Origin of the sequence: Solibacillus sp. FSL W8-0474 (assembly GCF_038004065.1) — a bacterium.
In the GTDB taxonomy this organism is placed as follows: domain Bacteria; phylum Bacillota; class Bacilli; order Bacillales_A; family Planococcaceae; genus Solibacillus; species Solibacillus faecavium.
The window spans coordinates 2787840-2804484 of sequence record NZ_JBBOQJ010000001.1 but is presented as its reverse complement, the minus strand read 5'-3'; the positions used below and the strand labels follow the sequence as shown (position 1 = coordinate 2804484).

The 16645-nt window shown below is 37.7% G+C and carries 14 protein-coding genes and 1 other annotated feature; of the genes, 11 read left to right on the top strand and 3 right to left on the bottom strand.

What is annotated here, in order from left to right:
* Positions 1-54 precede the first annotated feature (54 nt).
* From NYE67_RS14175 to pheT, 7 genes are all read left to right on the top strand, one after another.
* Positions 55-1409 (top strand): IS3 family transposase gene (locus NYE67_RS14175; RefSeq protein WP_340729482.1). Its coding sequence is split into 2 segments (ribosomal slippage): positions 55-508 and positions 508-1409, totalling 1356 coding nucleotides; the frame shifts between segments, so codons are not numbered across the junction.
* A gap of 614 nt (positions 1410-2023) precedes the next feature.
* Positions 2024-2914 (top strand): cytochrome aa3 quinol oxidase subunit II, encoded by an 891-nt coding sequence (gene qoxA, locus NYE67_RS14170; RefSeq protein WP_340728639.1) that lies wholly within the window; start codon positions 2024-2026, stop codon positions 2912-2914.
* Positions 2915-2950: 36 nt separating this feature from the next.
* Complete coding sequence (gene qoxB / locus NYE67_RS14165; protein ID WP_340728638.1) at positions 2951-4915, top strand: cytochrome aa3 quinol oxidase subunit I; 1965 nt, start codon at positions 2951-2953, stop codon at positions 4913-4915.
* Positions 4915-5514 carry a cytochrome (ubi)quinol oxidase subunit III gene (locus NYE67_RS14160; protein WP_191700528.1) on the top strand — a complete coding sequence of 200 codons (600 nt, stop codon included), beginning with the start codon at positions 4915-4917 and terminating at the stop codon, positions 5512-5514. The genes qoxB and NYE67_RS14160 overlap by 1 nt, the downstream gene beginning before the upstream one ends.
* A 3-nt stretch (positions 5515-5517) precedes the next feature.
* Positions 5518-5799, top strand: coding sequence for a cytochrome aa3 quinol oxidase subunit IV (gene qoxD / locus NYE67_RS14155; protein ID WP_340728637.1), 282 nt, complete (start codon positions 5518-5520; stop codon positions 5797-5799).
* Positions 5800-5867: 68 nt separating this feature from the next.
* Positions 5868-6097, top strand: a binding site (T-box leader).
* 524 nt (positions 6098-6621) lie between these two features.
* Complete coding sequence (gene pheS / locus NYE67_RS14150; protein ID WP_340728636.1) at positions 6622-7659, top strand: phenylalanine--tRNA ligase subunit alpha; 1038 nt, start codon at positions 6622-6624, stop codon at positions 7657-7659.
* Positions 7660-7676: 17 nt separating this feature from the next.
* Complete coding sequence (gene pheT / locus NYE67_RS14145; protein WP_340728635.1) at positions 7677-10082, top strand: phenylalanine--tRNA ligase subunit beta; 2406 nt, start codon at positions 7677-7679, stop codon at positions 10080-10082.
* Positions 10083-10135: 53 nt separating this feature from the next.
* Here the strand turns inward: pheT and NYE67_RS14140 are convergent, their stop codons facing one another.
* Positions 10136-10612, bottom strand: a complete 477-nt coding sequence (locus tag NYE67_RS14140; RefSeq protein ID WP_340730303.1) for a nucleoside-diphosphate sugar epimerase — start codon at positions 10610-10612, stop codon at positions 10136-10138.
* 127 nt (positions 10613-10739) lie between these two features.
* Between NYE67_RS14140 and NYE67_RS14135 the strand changes: the two genes are divergently transcribed.
* A complete protein-coding gene (locus NYE67_RS14135; RefSeq protein WP_340728633.1) occupies positions 10740-11279 on the top strand; it encodes a hydrolase in 540 nt (179 codons plus the stop codon).
* A 44-nt stretch (positions 11280-11323) separates the two neighbouring features.
* Here the strand turns inward: NYE67_RS14135 and NYE67_RS14130 are convergent, their stop codons facing one another.
* Together NYE67_RS14130 and NYE67_RS14125 are read right to left on the bottom strand one after the other, a co-directional pair.
* Complete coding sequence (locus tag NYE67_RS14130; RefSeq protein WP_340728632.1) at positions 11324-11863, bottom strand: ECF transporter S component; 540 nt, start codon at positions 11861-11863, stop codon at positions 11324-11326.
* A gap of 145 nt (positions 11864-12008) precedes the next feature.
* Positions 12009-13391: an amino acid permease gene (locus NYE67_RS14125; protein WP_340730302.1), complete on the bottom strand. Its 1383-nt coding sequence runs from the start codon at positions 13389-13391 to the stop codon at positions 12009-12011.
* Between the two features lie 319 nt (positions 13392-13710).
* Between NYE67_RS14125 and NYE67_RS14120 the strand changes: the two genes are divergently transcribed.
* From NYE67_RS14120 to NYE67_RS14110, 3 genes are all read left to right on the top strand, one after another.
* Entirely contained in the window at positions 13711-14337 is a 627-nt protein-coding gene (locus NYE67_RS14120; RefSeq protein ID WP_191700521.1) for a TrkA C-terminal domain-containing protein, read from the top strand.
* 251 nt (positions 14338-14588) lie between these two features.
* On the top strand, positions 14589-15788 hold the full coding sequence (locus tag NYE67_RS14115) for a quaternary amine ABC transporter ATP-binding protein (RefSeq protein WP_340728630.1): 1200 nt from the start codon (positions 14589-14591) through the stop codon (positions 15786-15788).
* A complete protein-coding gene (locus NYE67_RS14110) occupies positions 15781-16644 on the top strand; it encodes an ABC transporter permease (protein WP_340728629.1) in 864 nt (287 codons plus the stop codon). Before NYE67_RS14115 ends, NYE67_RS14110 begins: the two co-directional genes overlap by 8 nt.
* The last annotated feature ends 1 nt before the right edge of the window (position 16645 follow it).

Below are 16645 nucleotides of genomic sequence, written 5' to 3'. Positions count from 1 at the left end.
TGAACTGCACCCCAATTGTTAGACACATCTAACAATTGGAGGTGCAGTTTTTATATGGCGAAATATTCAGCAGAGGACAAACTGAAAGCCGTTTTACGATACCTAGAGGGGAAAGAGAGTTCTATCGAAATCGCCCGATCGATAGGAACAGACCATGCGGCAATTATAAAATGGACGAAACAATATAAATATAACGGAGCAGAAGCCTTTATAAAACGATATACAAATTACTCGGCGCAGTTTAAACTAGACGTACTAAATTACATGATTGAATACGGTACGTCCTTAAATGAAACAGCGGCTATCTTTGGTATAGCAGCACCATCAACCATACTTCAATGGCGAAAACAGTTTGAAACAAAAGGATTCGATGCCCTTCAATCAAAGAAAAAGGGGCGTCCATCCATGAAAAAAGAAACGAACAAACAATCAAAAATAGCACCAGTAGAAGGCTCACCTGAAGCGCTTCAAGCGGAAATCAATCGTCTACGTATGGAAAACGAGTATTTAAAAAAGTTGAACGCCTTAGTTCAAGCCAAGAAAAAATCACCAAAGAAGACAAAGTAAAGGTCATCTATGAATTAAGGCATAAATACTCGGTGAAGGCGCTTGTGGTATTCGCAGGAATCAAACGTAGCACATACTACAATTTAGTGAAGAAGATGAATCGACCAGACCCAGACGCTGATTTAAAGGCTGAAATTCAAGCGATTTATGACGAACATGAGGGTCGTTACGGCTACCGTCGCATTCGGGACGAGCTCGCGAATCGTGGGCAAAAAGTGAATCATAAGAAGGTTCAACGCATCATGAAGGTTCTAGGTTTGAAGTGCATCGTTCGCATGAAAAAATATAAATCGTATAAAGGCACAGTTGGTAAAATTGCGGATAATATTCTGGATCGCAACTTTAAAGCCGACGCCCCTAATGAGAAATGGGTAACGGATATTACAGAGTTTAAATTGTTTGGTGAGAAGCTGTATTTATCGCCTGTTTTAGACTTGTTTAACGGAGAAATTATTACATATACGATTGGCTCAAGACCAACGTATTCATTGGTTTCAGAGATGTTAGAGAAAGCTTTAGAAAGATTACCAAAGGAACACCAGCTATTGATGCATTCCGATCAAGGTTGGCATTATCAAATGAAACAATATCGCCATGCCCTAAAAGCAAAAGGCGTTGTGCAAAGCATGTCACGTAAAGGGAATTGTCATGATAACGCAGTGATGGAGAATTTCTTTGGGATTATGAAATCTGAATTCCTTTACTTAAAGGAATTCAAAAGTGTCGAGCATTTTAAAGTAGAACTAGAAAAATACATGAAATATTACAACACGAAACGAATCAAGGCAAAATTAAAACTGAGTCCGGTGCAATACCGAACTCAGTTCACCCAAGCTGCCTAGATGAAATAACCGTGTCTAACTTTTAGGGGTCACTTCATTCACCTATGAAACCCTTGTGTTTTTGGCATTTAAAGGCATTATTATGTAAATAAATCCAGTGAAATAGGGCAAATGTATTTTTCTGATTAGTCCCAAAAGAATTACTTCATTATGTTCATAGAAATGTCATTTTTGAAATCGAGCTGTTTATTCGCTCGCAATTGCGCGGTTTTACTGTATTTTTCGTTATTATTTTAAAATACCAATAAATAAAAGCGCGAAAATAGTAAGAATTAAGGGTTTTTTCCAATTTGATGTTTTGACACTTATTTGTTGTTTAACTAAAATCTAAGTAGGTTAGACAAGCGCTTGAAGTTGCCGCACGAAAAAATAAAATAATGCTTTCGAAAAAATTGTGCAAACTGTTAATTATGGACTTCAATCTAAATTTCCTACTTGGTAATGATGGATTGGGGGATTATCCATTATATTTAACACTATATGCATAGTGTTAAAAGTTGTAAGTGAATTTATTCAATTGAATTGCACTATTTTCACTATTTTATTTTCGCTCTCAGATGAAAGCGCTTAAGCAAGATCTAACAAGCTTTATTTAATTGGAAAGGAGTCCAACTATGAAAGTAAATATGAAGGGAACATTAATCTCTTTCATGGGACTAGGAGCTATTTTATTAGCAGGCTGTAACGACAAGTTAGCAGTACTTGATCCTAAAGGTCCTCAAGCTCAAAGACAAGCCGACGACACAATGTTATTAATTTATCTAATGTCAGGGATTGTTCTAGCAGTATTAGCAATTATGGTGTTTATGTTAGTTAAGTACCGCGCTTCAAAACAAAGTCCAGATTATGAGCCACCGCACATTCACGGTCACTGGCTTGTAGAGTCAATTATGATTGGTATTCCTGTAATTATCGTTATTTTCTTATCGTTCGTATCTGTAAAGAGTAACTATATTGTAGAAAATGTTCCTCAAGCATACGAAGATCAGGAGCCATTAGTAATTTATGCTTCATCATCCAACTGGAAATGGCATTTCAGCTACCCAGAGCAAGGAATTGAAACAGTAAACTACTTATACATTCCTGCTGGACGAGCAATTGAATTTAAACTTTATTCTTACGGTCCAATTACAAGTTTCTGGATTCCACAACTTGGTGGTCAGAAATACGCGATGGCAGACATGGTAACAACTTTACATTTAGCTGCTGATAACCCAGGCGAATTCTGGGGACGTAACGCGAACTTCTCAGGTCGTGGTACAGCAGAAAATATATTTGATGTAACGGCCTTAACGCAAGCAGAATTTGACGAGTGGGTAACAGAAGTTCATGAAACAGCTGCACCTCTAACAGAAGAAAAGTTTGAAGAATTATTGGAGCCAGGTCATCTTGGTAAGTCAACTTATACAGGTACTCATTTAGAGTTCTCACCAGCTCCTGAACACAACCACGATTCTTCAGATGAAGATGATGAAAAAGAAGAAGAGGATCACTCTTCACATTAATTTTGAAAGTAAGCACTTTTGAAAGGAGTAACTACTATGTCGGAATTTTTTGCACAGTTTGCAGTTCCACACCCAAGTACCTTGATTTATATCGCAATGGCTTCAATAGTTTTAGGAAGTATCGCGTTAGTAGCTGTTGTTACTTACTTTAAATTATGGGGTTACTTATGGCGTGAATGGATTACAACTGTTGACCATAAAAAAATCGGTATCATGTATTTAATCGTCGCTTTAGTAATGCTATTCCGCGGCGGTGTTGATGCTGTAATGATGCGTTTACAGTTAGCTGTTCCAGAAAACAGCTTCTTAGATGCACAACACTATAACGAAGTATTTACAACTCACGGGGTAGTAATGATTTTATTCATGGCAATGCCATTCATTACTTTCTTCTTTAACTATTTAGTACCATTACAAATCGGGGCACGTGACGTTGCGTTCCCACGTTTAAACAACTTAGCGTTCTGGTTATTCTTCATGGGTATGGGATTATTTAATATCTCATTCATTATCGGTGGATCACCTGATTCAGGATGGACTTCTTATTTCCCATTAGCGGGTAATGAGTTCAGTACATCCGTTGGTACAAACTACTACATGCTCTCGCTGCAAATCGCGGGTCTTGGTACGTTATTGACAGGTATTAACTTCATAACGACAATCTTTAAAATGCGTGCGCCTGGTATGACATTATTCAAAATGCCAATGTTCACTTGGTCAGCGCTTATCTCAAACTTAATTATCGTATTTGCATTCCCTGTACTAACTGTAGCTTTAGCTATGGGTACGATGGATCGTCTATTTGATACTAAGTTCTTTACTATCGGTGATGGTGGTATGGACATGCTTTGGGCCAACCTATTCTGGGTTTGGGGTCACCCTGAAGTATATATCCTAATTTTACCGGCATTCGGTATTTTCTCTGAAGTTATTTCGACATTCTCACGTCGTAATTTATATGGCTATAACTCAATGGTATGGTCTATGATCGTAATTTCAGTATTCTCGTTCGCTGTATGGACTCACCACTTCTTTACAATGGGTCAAGGTGCATTCACGAACTCGATTTTCTCAATTACAACAATGGCTATTGCCATCCCAACAGGGGTTAAGATTTTCAACTGGTTATTCACAATGTATAAAGGGAAAATTGAAATGACAACGCCGATGTTATATGCGATGCACTTCATTCCTTTATTTACACTAGGTGGGGTAACAGGTGTTATGCTTGCGATGTCAGCAGCTGACTACCAATACCACAATACTATGTTCTTAGTAGCTCACTTCCATAACGTAATCATTCCTGGTGTTGTTTATGCGATGTTAGCTGGTTTAACGTTCTACTGGCCGAAAATGTTTGGTTTCATGTTAAATGAACGTATTGGTAAAGCTACTGTTTGGGTAATGTCTACAGGTTTCGTACTTGCATTCATTCCAATGTATATTACTGGTTTAGACGGTCAAGCTCGTCGTATGTACACATATTCAGAATCAACAGGATTCAGCATGTTGAACATGGTATCATTCGTTGGTGCTGGTATTATGTCTGTTTCATTCTTAATGCTTGTATGGAATATTTGGTACAGTTTCAAAAACTCTCCACGCGACATTGGATCAGATCCATGGGATGCACGTGGTCTAGAGTGGGCGACACATACACCAATTCCACACTATAACTTTGCAATTACTCCAGACGTAACTGATTCAACTTCAGAAGCATTCTGGGATTCTAAGAAAAACGGCACGAAGTTATTCAAAGGTGAAATTAAAGATATTCATATGCCGAATAACTCAGGTCAAACATTTATTTTATCAGTATTCTTCTTCATCGGTGGTTTCGCTCTAGTATTCAGTATGTTTACTTTGGCAATCATCAGCTTAATCGGTATTTTAGCTTGTATGGGTTACCGTTCTATGGAGGACGACCATGGCTATCATATCCACAAACATGAAGTGGAAGAAACAGAAAAAAGCTATGACAAAAAAGGAGGTGCGAAATAATGGGTAAAGTAAATAACAATGTTCCTTTAGAGTATTCTACTGAAGAAAATAGCTTAAAAATCTTTGGTTTTTGGACTTTCCTAGGTGCGGAGATTATGTTATTCGGTACATTATTCGCATCATACTTCACACTAGTGGATCGTACAGGTAACGGTCCAACTGGTGCGGAAATTTTCGAAATTACTCCAGTATTAGCAGAGACATTCATCCTGTTAACATCAAGTTTTACAATTGGTCTAGCCATTCATGCGATGCGTCTTGGTAGTAAAAAAGCGACGTTGACATTTATGGGTATTACATTACTACTTGGTGCGGCATTCTTATCTGTCGAAATTTATGAATTTGTACACTATGCACATGTAGGTGCAGGTATTACTGTAAGTGCCTTCACTTCTATCTTATTGACAACTTTAGGAACACATGGTCTTCACGTAACATTCGGTTTATTCTGGGGTATCTTCCTTATGATTCAAATCGCTAAACGTGGTCTGACTTCAGTAACAGCGGGTAAAGCATTCGTATTCTCACTTTACTGGCACTTCCTAGATGTAGTTTGGATCTTCATCTTCAGTTTCATTTACTTGAAAGGAATGATGTAATCTATGGCAAAGTTCTTTCCAATAGGCCAAATTATGGGCTTCGTATTTTCACTGATTTTAACAGTGATTGCAATGCTTGTTTACTTCACAGATATGTCATTCACAACTGGAATGATCATCCTGCTAGTAACAGCATTCATTCAAGCAGGTTTACAGTTCATGGTATTCATGCATGCTGGTGAAACAGAAGACAAATGGGCTATCTACTCAAACATCATTTACGGTCTTGGTTTAATCGTACTTACTATTTTAGGTACATTATTAATTCTAATCTGGGATATGTAATCGTTAAAATTTCTCCAGCTAGTTGAAAAGTATTCAGTTATACATTAAACTAGTTGGAGAATATATTACGAAATGCTTTGACCGGGAAGAGTAGGTATACAACATTTGTTTTAGGGAATGCAAGCCATGACTGAAAGCTTGCTAACAAATTGTATAGCGAAGTTCACCCCGCGAGCAGCATCCGGGAGCCACTTGTGGTGAAAGGATTGCCGGCTAGACATAGTCGTTAGCTCCAATGAAGTGATTGCTTTAAAGCAATAACTAGGGTGGTACCGCGAAACTCGTCCTCGTCCCTTTCTTAGGGGACGAGGTTTTTTTATTTTCAAAAATAGTGATTATTATAGTGTATATGTAACTTTATTAAAGCCAACATTAGTTGCTTGGAGTGGAGGGCGATGAGTGTAGCTGACGGCTAAAGCCTTTCGCTACATGCAGAGCATCCTGTGGGAAAAGCGTGACGGTGCTTCTGCGGTGGCCGCAATAAATTGCCGCCATCCTCGGCGCAAAGAATTAGAGACAAACAAGTTTGACTCTAATTCTTGCCCGCGGAAAGCATTTTTCCGGAACGGAAAGCAACGGGTTCAGAGCAGGCACTATGTCGCTATTTCTAATGAGTAGGAATTTTGTGGTTTTTGGAGATACTTAGTTGATTGAAATGTAGGCGGCGACTCCTACGGGAACAGCACGAGCGGAAGCACCCGGACTGAGCGAAGCGAGGGAGAAGGCTGGAGCCGTGCCCGTGGAAAGCGTCCGCCGAAATGGAAATCAACGTATTGAAGAAGCTAACTTTATTCTCTAACTAAATAAGGAGGACTTTGTAAAATGGAACAACAATTAAAGCAATTAGAACAAGAAGCATTAGCCAAAATCACTGATGCGGCTGACTTAAAAGCAGTAAACGAAGTTCGTGTTGCGTACTTAGGTAAAAAAGGACCAATCACGGATCTTTTAAAAGGAATGGGGAAACTTTCTGCAGAAGAACGCCCGAAAATGGGTGCCCTTGTAAACACAGTACGCGAAAATGTAACAGCTGAGCTTGAGAAAAAAGTAGCTGCATTAGAAGAGGCAGCAATTTTAGCACAACTTGAAAACGAATCAATCGACGTAACATTACCAGGTGCAAAAGTACGTGCAGGAAACCGCCATCTTTTAACACGTGTTATTGAAGAAATTGAAGATTTATTCTTAGGAATGGGATACGAAATTGTAGAAGGTCCAGAAGTAGAAAAAGACTACTATAATTTTGAAGCGATGAACTTACCAAAAGGCCATCCAGCACGTGATATGCAGGATTCATTTTACATTTCAGAAGAAACATTATTACGTACACATACTTCACCAGTACAGGCACGTACAATGGAAGCCAAAAAAGGCGAGCCGATTCGCGTAATTTGTCCAGGTAAAGTATTCCGTCGTGATACAGACGATGCAACGCATTCTCACCAATTCATGCAAATTGAAGGCCTTGTAATTGGTGAAAATATTCGCATGTCTGATCTTAAAGGTACTTTAGATGCCCTTGCGAAAAGAATGTTCGGTGCAGAACGCGAAATTCGTTTACGTCCATCGTTCTTCCCATTCACAGAGCCTTCTGTAGAAGTGGACGTATCTTGTCATAAATGCTCAGGTAAAGGCTGTAACGTTTGTAAGCAAACAGGTTGGATCGAAATTTTAGGTGCTGGTATGGTTCATCCGAACGTACTTGAAATGGCTGGATATGATTCAACGGTAGTTTCAGGTTTCGCATTCGGAATCGGTGCCGAGCGTATCGCAATGTTAAAATACGGTGTGGATGATATTCGTCATTTCTATACAAATGACACGCGCTTCTTATCACAATTCCACCAGGCAGAAGTGTAAGAAGGAGGACAATATAAATGTTAGTTTCATTAAAATGGTTAAGTCAATATGTAGATATTTCTTCTTTAGAAGCAAACGAATTAGCAGAAAAAATTACGCGAGCGGGGATTGAGGTAGACGCAGTAATTGACCGTTCACTAGGAATGTCAAATGTTGTAGTCGGTCATGTTGTATCAAAAGAAAAGCATCCTGAAGCAGATAAATTAAATGTGTGCCAAGTAGACGTTGGGGAAGAAGAACTTCAACAAATCGTTTGTGGTGCTCCAAATGTAGATGCAGGTCAAAAAGTAATCGTAGCGCGTCCAGGTGCGAAATTACCTGGAGGCATTAAGATTAAAAAGGCAAAATTACGTGGTCAAGAATCAAACGGTATGATTTGTTCACTTCAAGAGTTAGGCATTGAAGGTCGCCTTGTGCCAAAAGCTTATGCTGAAGGGATTTATGTTTTACCTGCAGATTCAACTCCAGGTGCGGATGCATTAGAAGTTTTAGGTTTACGTGATACAGTACTTGAGCTTGGTTTAACACCTAATCGTTCGGATGCATTAAGTATGCTTGGTGTTGCTTATGAAGTAGCAGCAATTTTATCTCAAGATGTAAAATTACCGGAAATTAATTATACAGCTTCAGCTGAAAAAGCGGCAGATGTATTAAAATTAACAGTAGAAGATAAAGAAGCAAACCCAATGTACGCAGCGAAAGTTGTGAAAAATATTGAAGTAAAAGAATCTCCATTATGGCTTCAACATGCGCTTATGTCTGCGGGAGTACGTCCACATAATAATGTAGTCGATATTACAAACTATGTGTTAATGGAGTACGGTCAACCATTACATGCGTTCGACTATGACAAGTTAGCAACTGGTGAAATCGTTACACGTATGGCTCGTGACGGCGAAGTGATGACGACTCTTGATGATCAGGAACGTAAATTACAACCACATAACCTTGTTATTACAAATGGTCAAGAAGCTGAAGCAGTAGCAGGCGTTATGGGCGGTGCTAAATCAGAAGTATCAAATACTACAACGACAGTAGTAATCGAATCTGCATACTTCAACCCATCATCTGTACGTCGTACTTCAAAAGAAATTGGCTTACGTTCGGACTCTTCTGCACGTTTTGAAAAAGGTGTAGATCCGAACCGTGTCCTTCCTGCTGCGGAACGTGCAGCACAGTTACTTGCTGAATTAGCAGGGGGAGAAGTACTGGAAGGTACATTGCTAGTTGATGAGTTAGATAAGACACCAGCCCGTGTAGTTGTATCACCTGACTTCATTAATGGCCGCTTAGGTATGAAGATATCTTTAGAGGATATGCTGTCTATTTTAGAGCGCTTAAAATTTGATGTGGAAGCAGTTAATGGATTATTAATCATTGATGCTCCGACACGACGTCAGGATATTAAAATTCCGGAAGATATCGTGGAAGAAATAGCACGTATGTATGGCTACGATGAGATTCCTGTAAGCTTACCGGCGAGTGATCAAGTTGGCCGCTTAACGCCATATCAAGCAGGACGCCGTATTGTACGTAATGTTATGGAAGGAGCAGGTCTATACCAAGCAGTAACTTATTCTTTAACTTCTGCTGCTCATGCTCAAAAGTTTGCTCTAAAAGCTGAAGAGACGACAAAATTATTAATGCCTATGTCTGAAGAGCGCTCTACACTACGCCAAAGCTTAATTCCTCACTTAGTAGAGGCGGCAAGCTATAACGTAGCCCGCCAAGCAGAAACAGTGGCATTATATGAAATTGGTTCTGTATTCCTTGGTCAAACTGCGGAAGAACTTCCATTTGAAGAAGAGCACTTGGCACTTGTATTAACAGGTAAATGGATTGATAATACATGGCAAGGCGAGAAGAAAAACGTTGATTTCTTCGTTGCAAAAGGTATTGTAGAAGCGGTATTTGCAAAATTAGGCTTAACATCTCGCGTAGGCTATGCAAAAGCGCAAGTAGATGGCTTACATCCTGGTCGCACAGCTGATGTTTTATTAGATGGCGAAAAAGTGGGTGTCATTGCCCAGCTTCATCCGCAAGAACAAAAAGCATTTGATGTAAAAGAAACTTATGTGGCTGAATTAAACTTGAATGCCATTTTAAGTGCGACGCAAGAAGAGCTTGTTTATTCAATGATTCCGCGCTTCCCAGCAATGAGCCGTGATATCGCATTAGAACTGGATATAGCGACTCCAGCAGGTGAAATTGTAAGCATTATTAAAGATGCAGGCACTTCATTATTAAAAGATGTAAAAGTATTCGATGTATATGCAGGGGAAAAAATGACGGCTGGTAAAAAATCAGTGGCATTCTCATTAACATACTATGACCCAGAGCGTACATTAACAGACGAAGAAGTAGTTGCAGCGCACAATAAAGTATTAAAAGCATTAGCACAAGCTGGCGCGGAAGTACGATAATTTTATAAACATTTAAAACCCGAATGCGCAATTTTTTAGCATTCGGGTTTTATTTACGGTTGAATTTGTTTATCTGGCTTTGTCATTCCTACAATTGTGCCAAATAGACCACTAATTGTATGTACGATGCCAAAAGTGTAAAAATTTAAGAAGACATGGTTTGTATATTCATTTAAAACGGGAAACCCGTAGATGACAGAGCCAGGCGTAGTCGTATCGCCTCCAAGTGAAGTATAAACACTATCTTTAAAGTCAATTGAATAAAAGATCAAAACGACGAGTAGTGCAACCCCAAATATAAAATAGATCATACGCATTATATGATCTTTAGCATTGCGCGCACTTACAACAAAAAAACGATATGTAATAAATAAGCTTAATAATAAAAATGGTGCGACAAGCGCTAAACCAAGTGCACCAAGATTACCGCCATCTGCAACATCATCTGGTTTAACCGTAAAAAAGTGCTGAATAATCATTACACCAAATAAACTAATGCCCAAACTTATGAGCCAACTAAGACGTAGCATGTAAATCCTCCATTTCTATTATCACTATACATGGTACTCTATTTCGTTTCAATGTAGCATATAGGATTCTTTTATCCGATATATTCAGTATAATATAGTAGAATGATGTAAAGGGGGAGGAATTTTTATGCTTAAAAAAGAAGAAGCGGTACTGGTACTTATTGATATCCAGGGGAAATTGGCACAAATTGTTGATGAGAGTGAATTTATCATAAAAAATATTGCCAATGTAATACAGGGAGCAAAATTACTCGAGTTACCGATTTTATGGCTTGAGCAATACCCTAAGGGGCTCGGACCAACCGATGAACGTATTGCAGAGCATTTAGTTGATGAAAAACCAATCGAAAAAATTACATTTAGTGCATATGATACAGAAGAATTTGTTCAAGCTTTAGAACAAACAGGGCGCAAGAAGATTCTATTAGCTGGTATTGAAACACATATTTGTGTCTATCAAACTGCTGCGCATTTACTTGCTAATGGCTATGAGGTGGAAGTGTTGGCGGATTGTGTATCTTCACGTACTACAGCTAACAGTAAAATAGGTCTTCAGAAAATGGTACAACTTGGAGCTACTGTTACAAGCGTAGAAATGGCCTTATTTGAAATGCAGCAAGTAGCAAAAGGCGACGTATTTAAAGCAATCAGTAAATTAGTAAAATAATAGGGAGAAGGGCTAGCGACAGTAAATTATCGCTAGCTTTTTCATTATTTAAAAATCGACAGCTTCTTTAATGCAATGCATACAGGTATGGCAATAAGAAGTCCGACTGTATTTTGAACAAGGTTGCCTGGAATAGAAGCTAACGGAATAATCCAGTTTCCATACAACACACGCTCACAAATATAATAACCGCCCAACATAAAGGGAATTGAAATAAGTATCGCAATGATATTATAAATAAAACTCTCACCATTTTTTCCGTTAGATGTAGCAATTTTACCTACAATATATCCTTGAATTCCACGTGTAATAAAAGTGAAGGGTGCCCACAATGTCCAGCCGGATAGAATATCAAACAATGCCATTCCAAAAGCTCCTGCAATTGCTCCTTTTTTAGGACCAAATAATATCGCTACAGTAAACAGCATTGCCGACCCTAAATGAACGAGCCCACCGTTTGCTGCTATAGGCAATCGAATATTAATAAAAAATGTTGCGATAAAAACAAGTGAAATAAGTAAGCTCGTAATAATTAAATCTTTTGTTTTTTCGGATGAGGCTGAAACAGAACTTGTTGTTTGCATAGATAATTCTCCTTCTATTTGAAATTATCTATCATCTTAGCAATATATTGACACCTGCAAAAGGTTCAAAAATGAATAATTTGATAAGGTCAGATTAAAGAAAAAAGCCTTTGTTAAATGAATGAACATTTAACAAAGGCTAAGGCTATTTTAAAGTGGATTTTCTTTTTCCATAAAGGAAATAAATAACGAGTCCAATTATGAACCAGATACCACAAGCAGCCCAAGTTTGCATTGACAGCTGTGTAATGAGGAAAATACATAAAACTAGCGATACGATTGGCAAAACAGGATAAAATGGTACTTTAAATCCATTAGGCGGCAAGTTTTTGTTTTTTCTTAAGTTTAAAATACCGGCTGAAACGAAAATAAAGGCAATTAATGTTCCCATGTTTACTAATTCTGCTAATGTCGCCAATGGAACAAATCCAGCAAAAAAAGAAATGACAATTGTAAAAATCCATGTGTTTTTCACAGGGGTTTTACGTTTTGGACTTAACTGTGAAAATATTTTAGGCATTAAACCGTCCCGAGCAAATGCCATTAATAGACGAGTGCCGCCATACATCATTACTAATATAACGGTCATCATCCCGATCACTGCACCTAATGAGATAATGCCAGCTGCCCATTCCTGATTGATTACTTGCATGGCAAAGGAAACGGGATCTGTTACATTTAAATTTGAGTAAGGGACAATACCTGTTAATACTAATGAAACTACCACATACAACAATGTACAAATAAATAAGGAGCCGATAATACCAATAGGCATACTTCGCTGTGGATTTTTAACCTCTTCAGCTGCAGATGACACTGCGTCAAATCCTAAGTAAGCGAAAAACACGAGTGCTGCACCAGTAAATACACCGCTCATACCGAATGGTAAAAAAGGTGTCCAGTTTTCTGGCTTTACATAAAATACCCCGACAGCAATAAATAATAAAATAACCCCTATTTTTATCGCAACTAATAATGCATTAAATCTAGCGGACTCTTTCATACCTATTGTCAGTAAAATTCCGATTACAAAAATAATAAAAATTGCTGGTAAGTTAATATAAGTGCCTTCTTCCAGGTTGAATGGTCCGGTTAAAGCTAACGGAATGTGAATATTTAACCCTTCTAATAAGGAAATAAAGTAACCTGACCATCCAGTTGCTACTGCCGCTGTAGCGAGTCCATATTCCAGTAGCAACGACCACCCAACGAGCCAGGCGATGATTTCACCGAAAACGATATAACTATAAGAATAAGCGCTTCCTGTCACGGGGACAGTTGAAGAAAATTCTGAATAACAGAGCGCGGCTAATGCGCACACTATAGCTGCAATGACAAAGGAAAATATAATCCCTGGTCCTGCATGTAGAGCTGAAACTGTTCCAGGCAAGATAAATATACCTGTTCCGACAATTGCACCCACCCCGAGTAAAATTAAGTCAAATGCGCCTAATGTTTTTGGGAGTTGCAAATTATTGCTTTTATGCAAAAGGTCCTCAATGGGTTTTTTTCTAAATAATTTTTTCACTATTTCACCTATTTCTAATTTAACAATATCAAAATTTTATCATCATTAATCGGAATAATAAAGAAGTTTATCAAGTTGAAGCGTTAAAGTGAGATTTCCTTTCGAAAAGCAGAAAAATATGGTGTTAAAGAGAGACTGAAATGACAGAGATAAAAGTATTATTTGTTTATATTTAAAGTTTTATGTAAAATAAATACTATTTAAATAAAGAATATTGAAAAGTAAATTTGCGGTTATGAAAAAAACAGATATAATTTCGATAGAGTGAAGATATTGAAATTTACTCATCTTTTGAACCTAGCACAAAGGAGTGCAAATAATGGAGAAAAAAATCCAAATTAAACAGCCGAAGTATCAAGTGATTGCAGAGGATATAGCAGCAAAAATTGTTGAAAAAAAATATATTGTCGGAGAAAAAATTTATGCACGTTCATCATTAGCATCTCAATACAATGTATCTTCGGAAACAGCGAGAAGAGCGATTGCCGTTTTACAAGATTTAAATATCGTCGAAGCAACAAAAGGAAGCGGTGTTGTAATCGTTTCGTACGAAAATGCCGCCAATTACGTTCAGCGATTGCAGGGAGTAAAATCAATACGGGATTTACAAAAGCAATTAACAGATAGTATTGGCAAACAAATTGATGAATTAAATAACTTCCAGGATACGCTGGAGGAGATGGTTAATCGGACAAGCAGATATCAATCCATTAATCCTTTTGTTCCTTTTCAAATTGATATTACAGAGCAATGTCCTTATTTATCAAAAAATATTGGGGAAATTAACTTTTGGCAACAAACTGGAGCAACAATTATAGGCATCAAAAAGGATCATGAACTAATTGTTTCTCCTGGTCCGTACGCTACAATTTCTTCTGGAGACACTTTATTTTTTATTGGTAAAGATGAATGCTACTCAAATGTGAAACACTTTTTACAACTATAAAGTAACCATTTTCATTTAGCTTTAGTGAAGCTTGTCATATTTGTAATAAAAACAAACTACTACCGAAAACTTGTTCGGTGGTAGTTTTTTCTGTTTAATGTAAACTATTTCTTTCTGGAAATTCTCGAATGGATACTTCTTATTTGACAAAAGTAACAACGTTCATTAGTATTGAAGTTGTTGCCTGTAACAACCTGATAGAGTAAAAGAGTTGTTACTTGCGAGAAATTTATAATTATAGGAAGTGGATTATGGGGAAAATTAATATTGAACGAGTCACGAAAGTATTTGGGAAAAATACATCACAAGCATTGAAGTTAGTTAAGCAGGAAAAATCTAAAGAACAGATTTTAAAAGAAACAAATGCCACTGTAGGTGTATATGAAGCTAGTTTAACGATTGAAGAAGGTGAGATTTTCGTAATTATGGGGCTTTCAGGAAGTGGGAAGTCAACATTAATACGATTGTTAAATCGATTAATTCAACCAACAAGCGGTGATATATATATAGATAACCAGAACATTACAAACTTGAATAAAAAGAGCTTACAAATTGTTCGAAGAGAAAAAATGAGCATGGTGTTTCAAAACTTCGCATTATTCCCACAACGTACAATTTTGCAAAACGCAGAGTATGGCCTGGAAATCCGAGGCATTCCAAAAGAGGAAAGACGATTAAAAGCAGAAAAGGCTTTACAAAATGCAGGATTGCTCTCCTATAAAGATCAATATCCAGATCAATTATCAGGTGGTATGCAACAACGTGTAGGACTTGCACGTGCGTTAGCAAATGATACAGAAATTATTTTAATGGATGAAGCTTTTTCTGCTCTTGATCCGCTCATTCGAAAAGAAATGCAAGATGAGCTATTGGAATTACAAGCTAATTTACAAAAAACGATTGTCTTTATTACACATGATCTAAATGAAGCACTTCGTATTGGCGATCGTATTGCCATTATGAAGGATGGTAAGATCATTCAAGTAGGAACAGGGGAAGAAATTTTGACTAACCCTGCAAATGAATATGTCCGATCATTCCTGGAAGATGTAGATCGTTCGAAAGTATTGACGGCGGAAAATGCGATGATTCGTCCAATGACAATTCAAATTGATCATGAAGGGCCAAAAGTTGCGTTGCAGCGTATGAGAGAAGATAAAGTAAGTGTCCTGCTAGCAGTAGATAAAGCCCGAAAGTATTTAGGCTATATTACTGCAAATGATGCACTTGAGCTTGCGCAATCCGGTGAAAAATCATTGCAATCAATTCTACGCAATGATATGCCAATTGTTGAACCATCTACAGTCATACAGGATATTTTATCGGTTATTTCCGATTCTCCGACACCTGTTGCTGTAGTCGAAGAGGGGAAACTGCGCGGTGTACTTATCCGCGGTGTAGTACTAGATTCATTATCCTCTGAAAAAAACGGAGGTGTAGATCATGAGTAAACTATTAAATTTTGGAACTCCAATACCAGTAGCAGATAGAGTAGAAGACTTAATGGACATAGTTACGGATACACTTTCAGCTCAATTCCGTTTTATACAAAATAATGGTGCGGATTTAATGGATCTCGTCACATCAGGATTGACGTCTATACCACCATACGTATTTATTATTATCATTGCTATTTTAGCATTTTTTGCAACAGGTAAAAGATTTGGTTTAGCGATTTTCTCGATACTAGGTTTATTATTCATATTAAACCAAGAGCTATGGAATCAACTTATGAACACATTTACACTTGTACTGTTCTCAAGTTTAATCGCAATTATAATCGGTATACCACTTGGAATACTAATGTCTAAATCAAAAATTGTTGAACAAATACTTAAACCAATTTTAGACTTCATGCAAACAATGCCAGGATTTGTGTATTTAATTCCAGCGGTTGCATTTTTCGGAATTGGTGTCGTACCAGGTGTATTTGCCTCAGTCATCTTCGCATTACCGCCAACTGTACGCTTCACAAATTTAGGTATTCGCCAAGTTCCAAAGCACTTAATTGAGGCGGCGGACTCTTATGGTAGTACGTTTACACAAAAGTTATTAAAAGTAGAACTACCACTTTCCAGAGCTACTATAATGGCCGGTATTAACCAAACAGTACTATTATCTTTATCGATGGTTGTTATTGCATCAATGATTGGTGCACCGGGATTAGGCCGAGAAGTATTATCAGCATTACAACGTGCACAAATTGGGAACGGATTTGTTGCCGGTATTAGCTTAGTTATCTTTGCGATAATCGTAGACCGATTAACACAAAGTTTAAATAAAGATAAATCAAATGGGGGAAAATAAA

What these genes read in the sequence shown, in the direction of transcription:
- NYE67_RS14110 (WP_340728629.1), top strand. Translation starts at nt 15,781, where the DNA reads ATGAGTAAACTATTAAATTTTGGAACTCCAATACCAGTAGCAGATAGA.
- NYE67_RS14160 (WP_191700528.1), top strand. Translation starts at nt 4,915, where the DNA reads ATGGGTAAAGTAAATAACAATGTTCCTTTAGAGTATTCTACTGAAGAA.
- qoxA (WP_340728639.1), top strand. Translation starts at nt 2,024, where the DNA reads ATGAAAGTAAATATGAAGGGAACATTAATCTCTTTCATGGGACTAGGA.
- qoxD (WP_340728637.1), top strand. Translation starts at nt 5,518, where the DNA reads ATGGCAAAGTTCTTTCCAATAGGCCAAATTATGGGCTTCGTATTTTCA.
- NYE67_RS14115 (WP_340728630.1), top strand. Translation starts at nt 14,589, where the DNA reads ATGGGGAAAATTAATATTGAACGAGTCACGAAAGTATTTGGGAAAAAT.
- pheS (WP_340728636.1), top strand. Translation starts at nt 6,622, where the DNA reads ATGGAACAACAATTAAAGCAATTAGAACAAGAAGCATTAGCCAAAATC.
- pheT (WP_340728635.1), top strand. Translation starts at nt 7,677, where the DNA reads ATGTTAGTTTCATTAAAATGGTTAAGTCAATATGTAGATATTTCTTCT.
- NYE67_RS14140 (WP_340730303.1), bottom strand. Translation starts at nt 10,612, where the DNA reads ATGCTACGTCTTAGTTGGCTCATAAGTTTGGGCATTAGTTTATTTGGT.
- NYE67_RS14120 (WP_191700521.1), top strand. Translation starts at nt 13,711, where the DNA reads ATGGAGAAAAAAATCCAAATTAAACAGCCGAAGTATCAAGTGATTGCA.
- NYE67_RS14135 (WP_340728633.1), top strand. Translation starts at nt 10,740, where the DNA reads ATGCTTAAAAAAGAAGAAGCGGTACTGGTACTTATTGATATCCAGGGG.
- qoxB (WP_340728638.1), top strand. Translation starts at nt 2,951, where the DNA reads ATGTCGGAATTTTTTGCACAGTTTGCAGTTCCACACCCAAGTACCTTG.
- NYE67_RS14130 (WP_340728632.1), bottom strand. Translation starts at nt 11,863, where the DNA reads ATGCAAACAACAAGTTCTGTTTCAGCCTCATCCGAAAAAACAAAAGAT.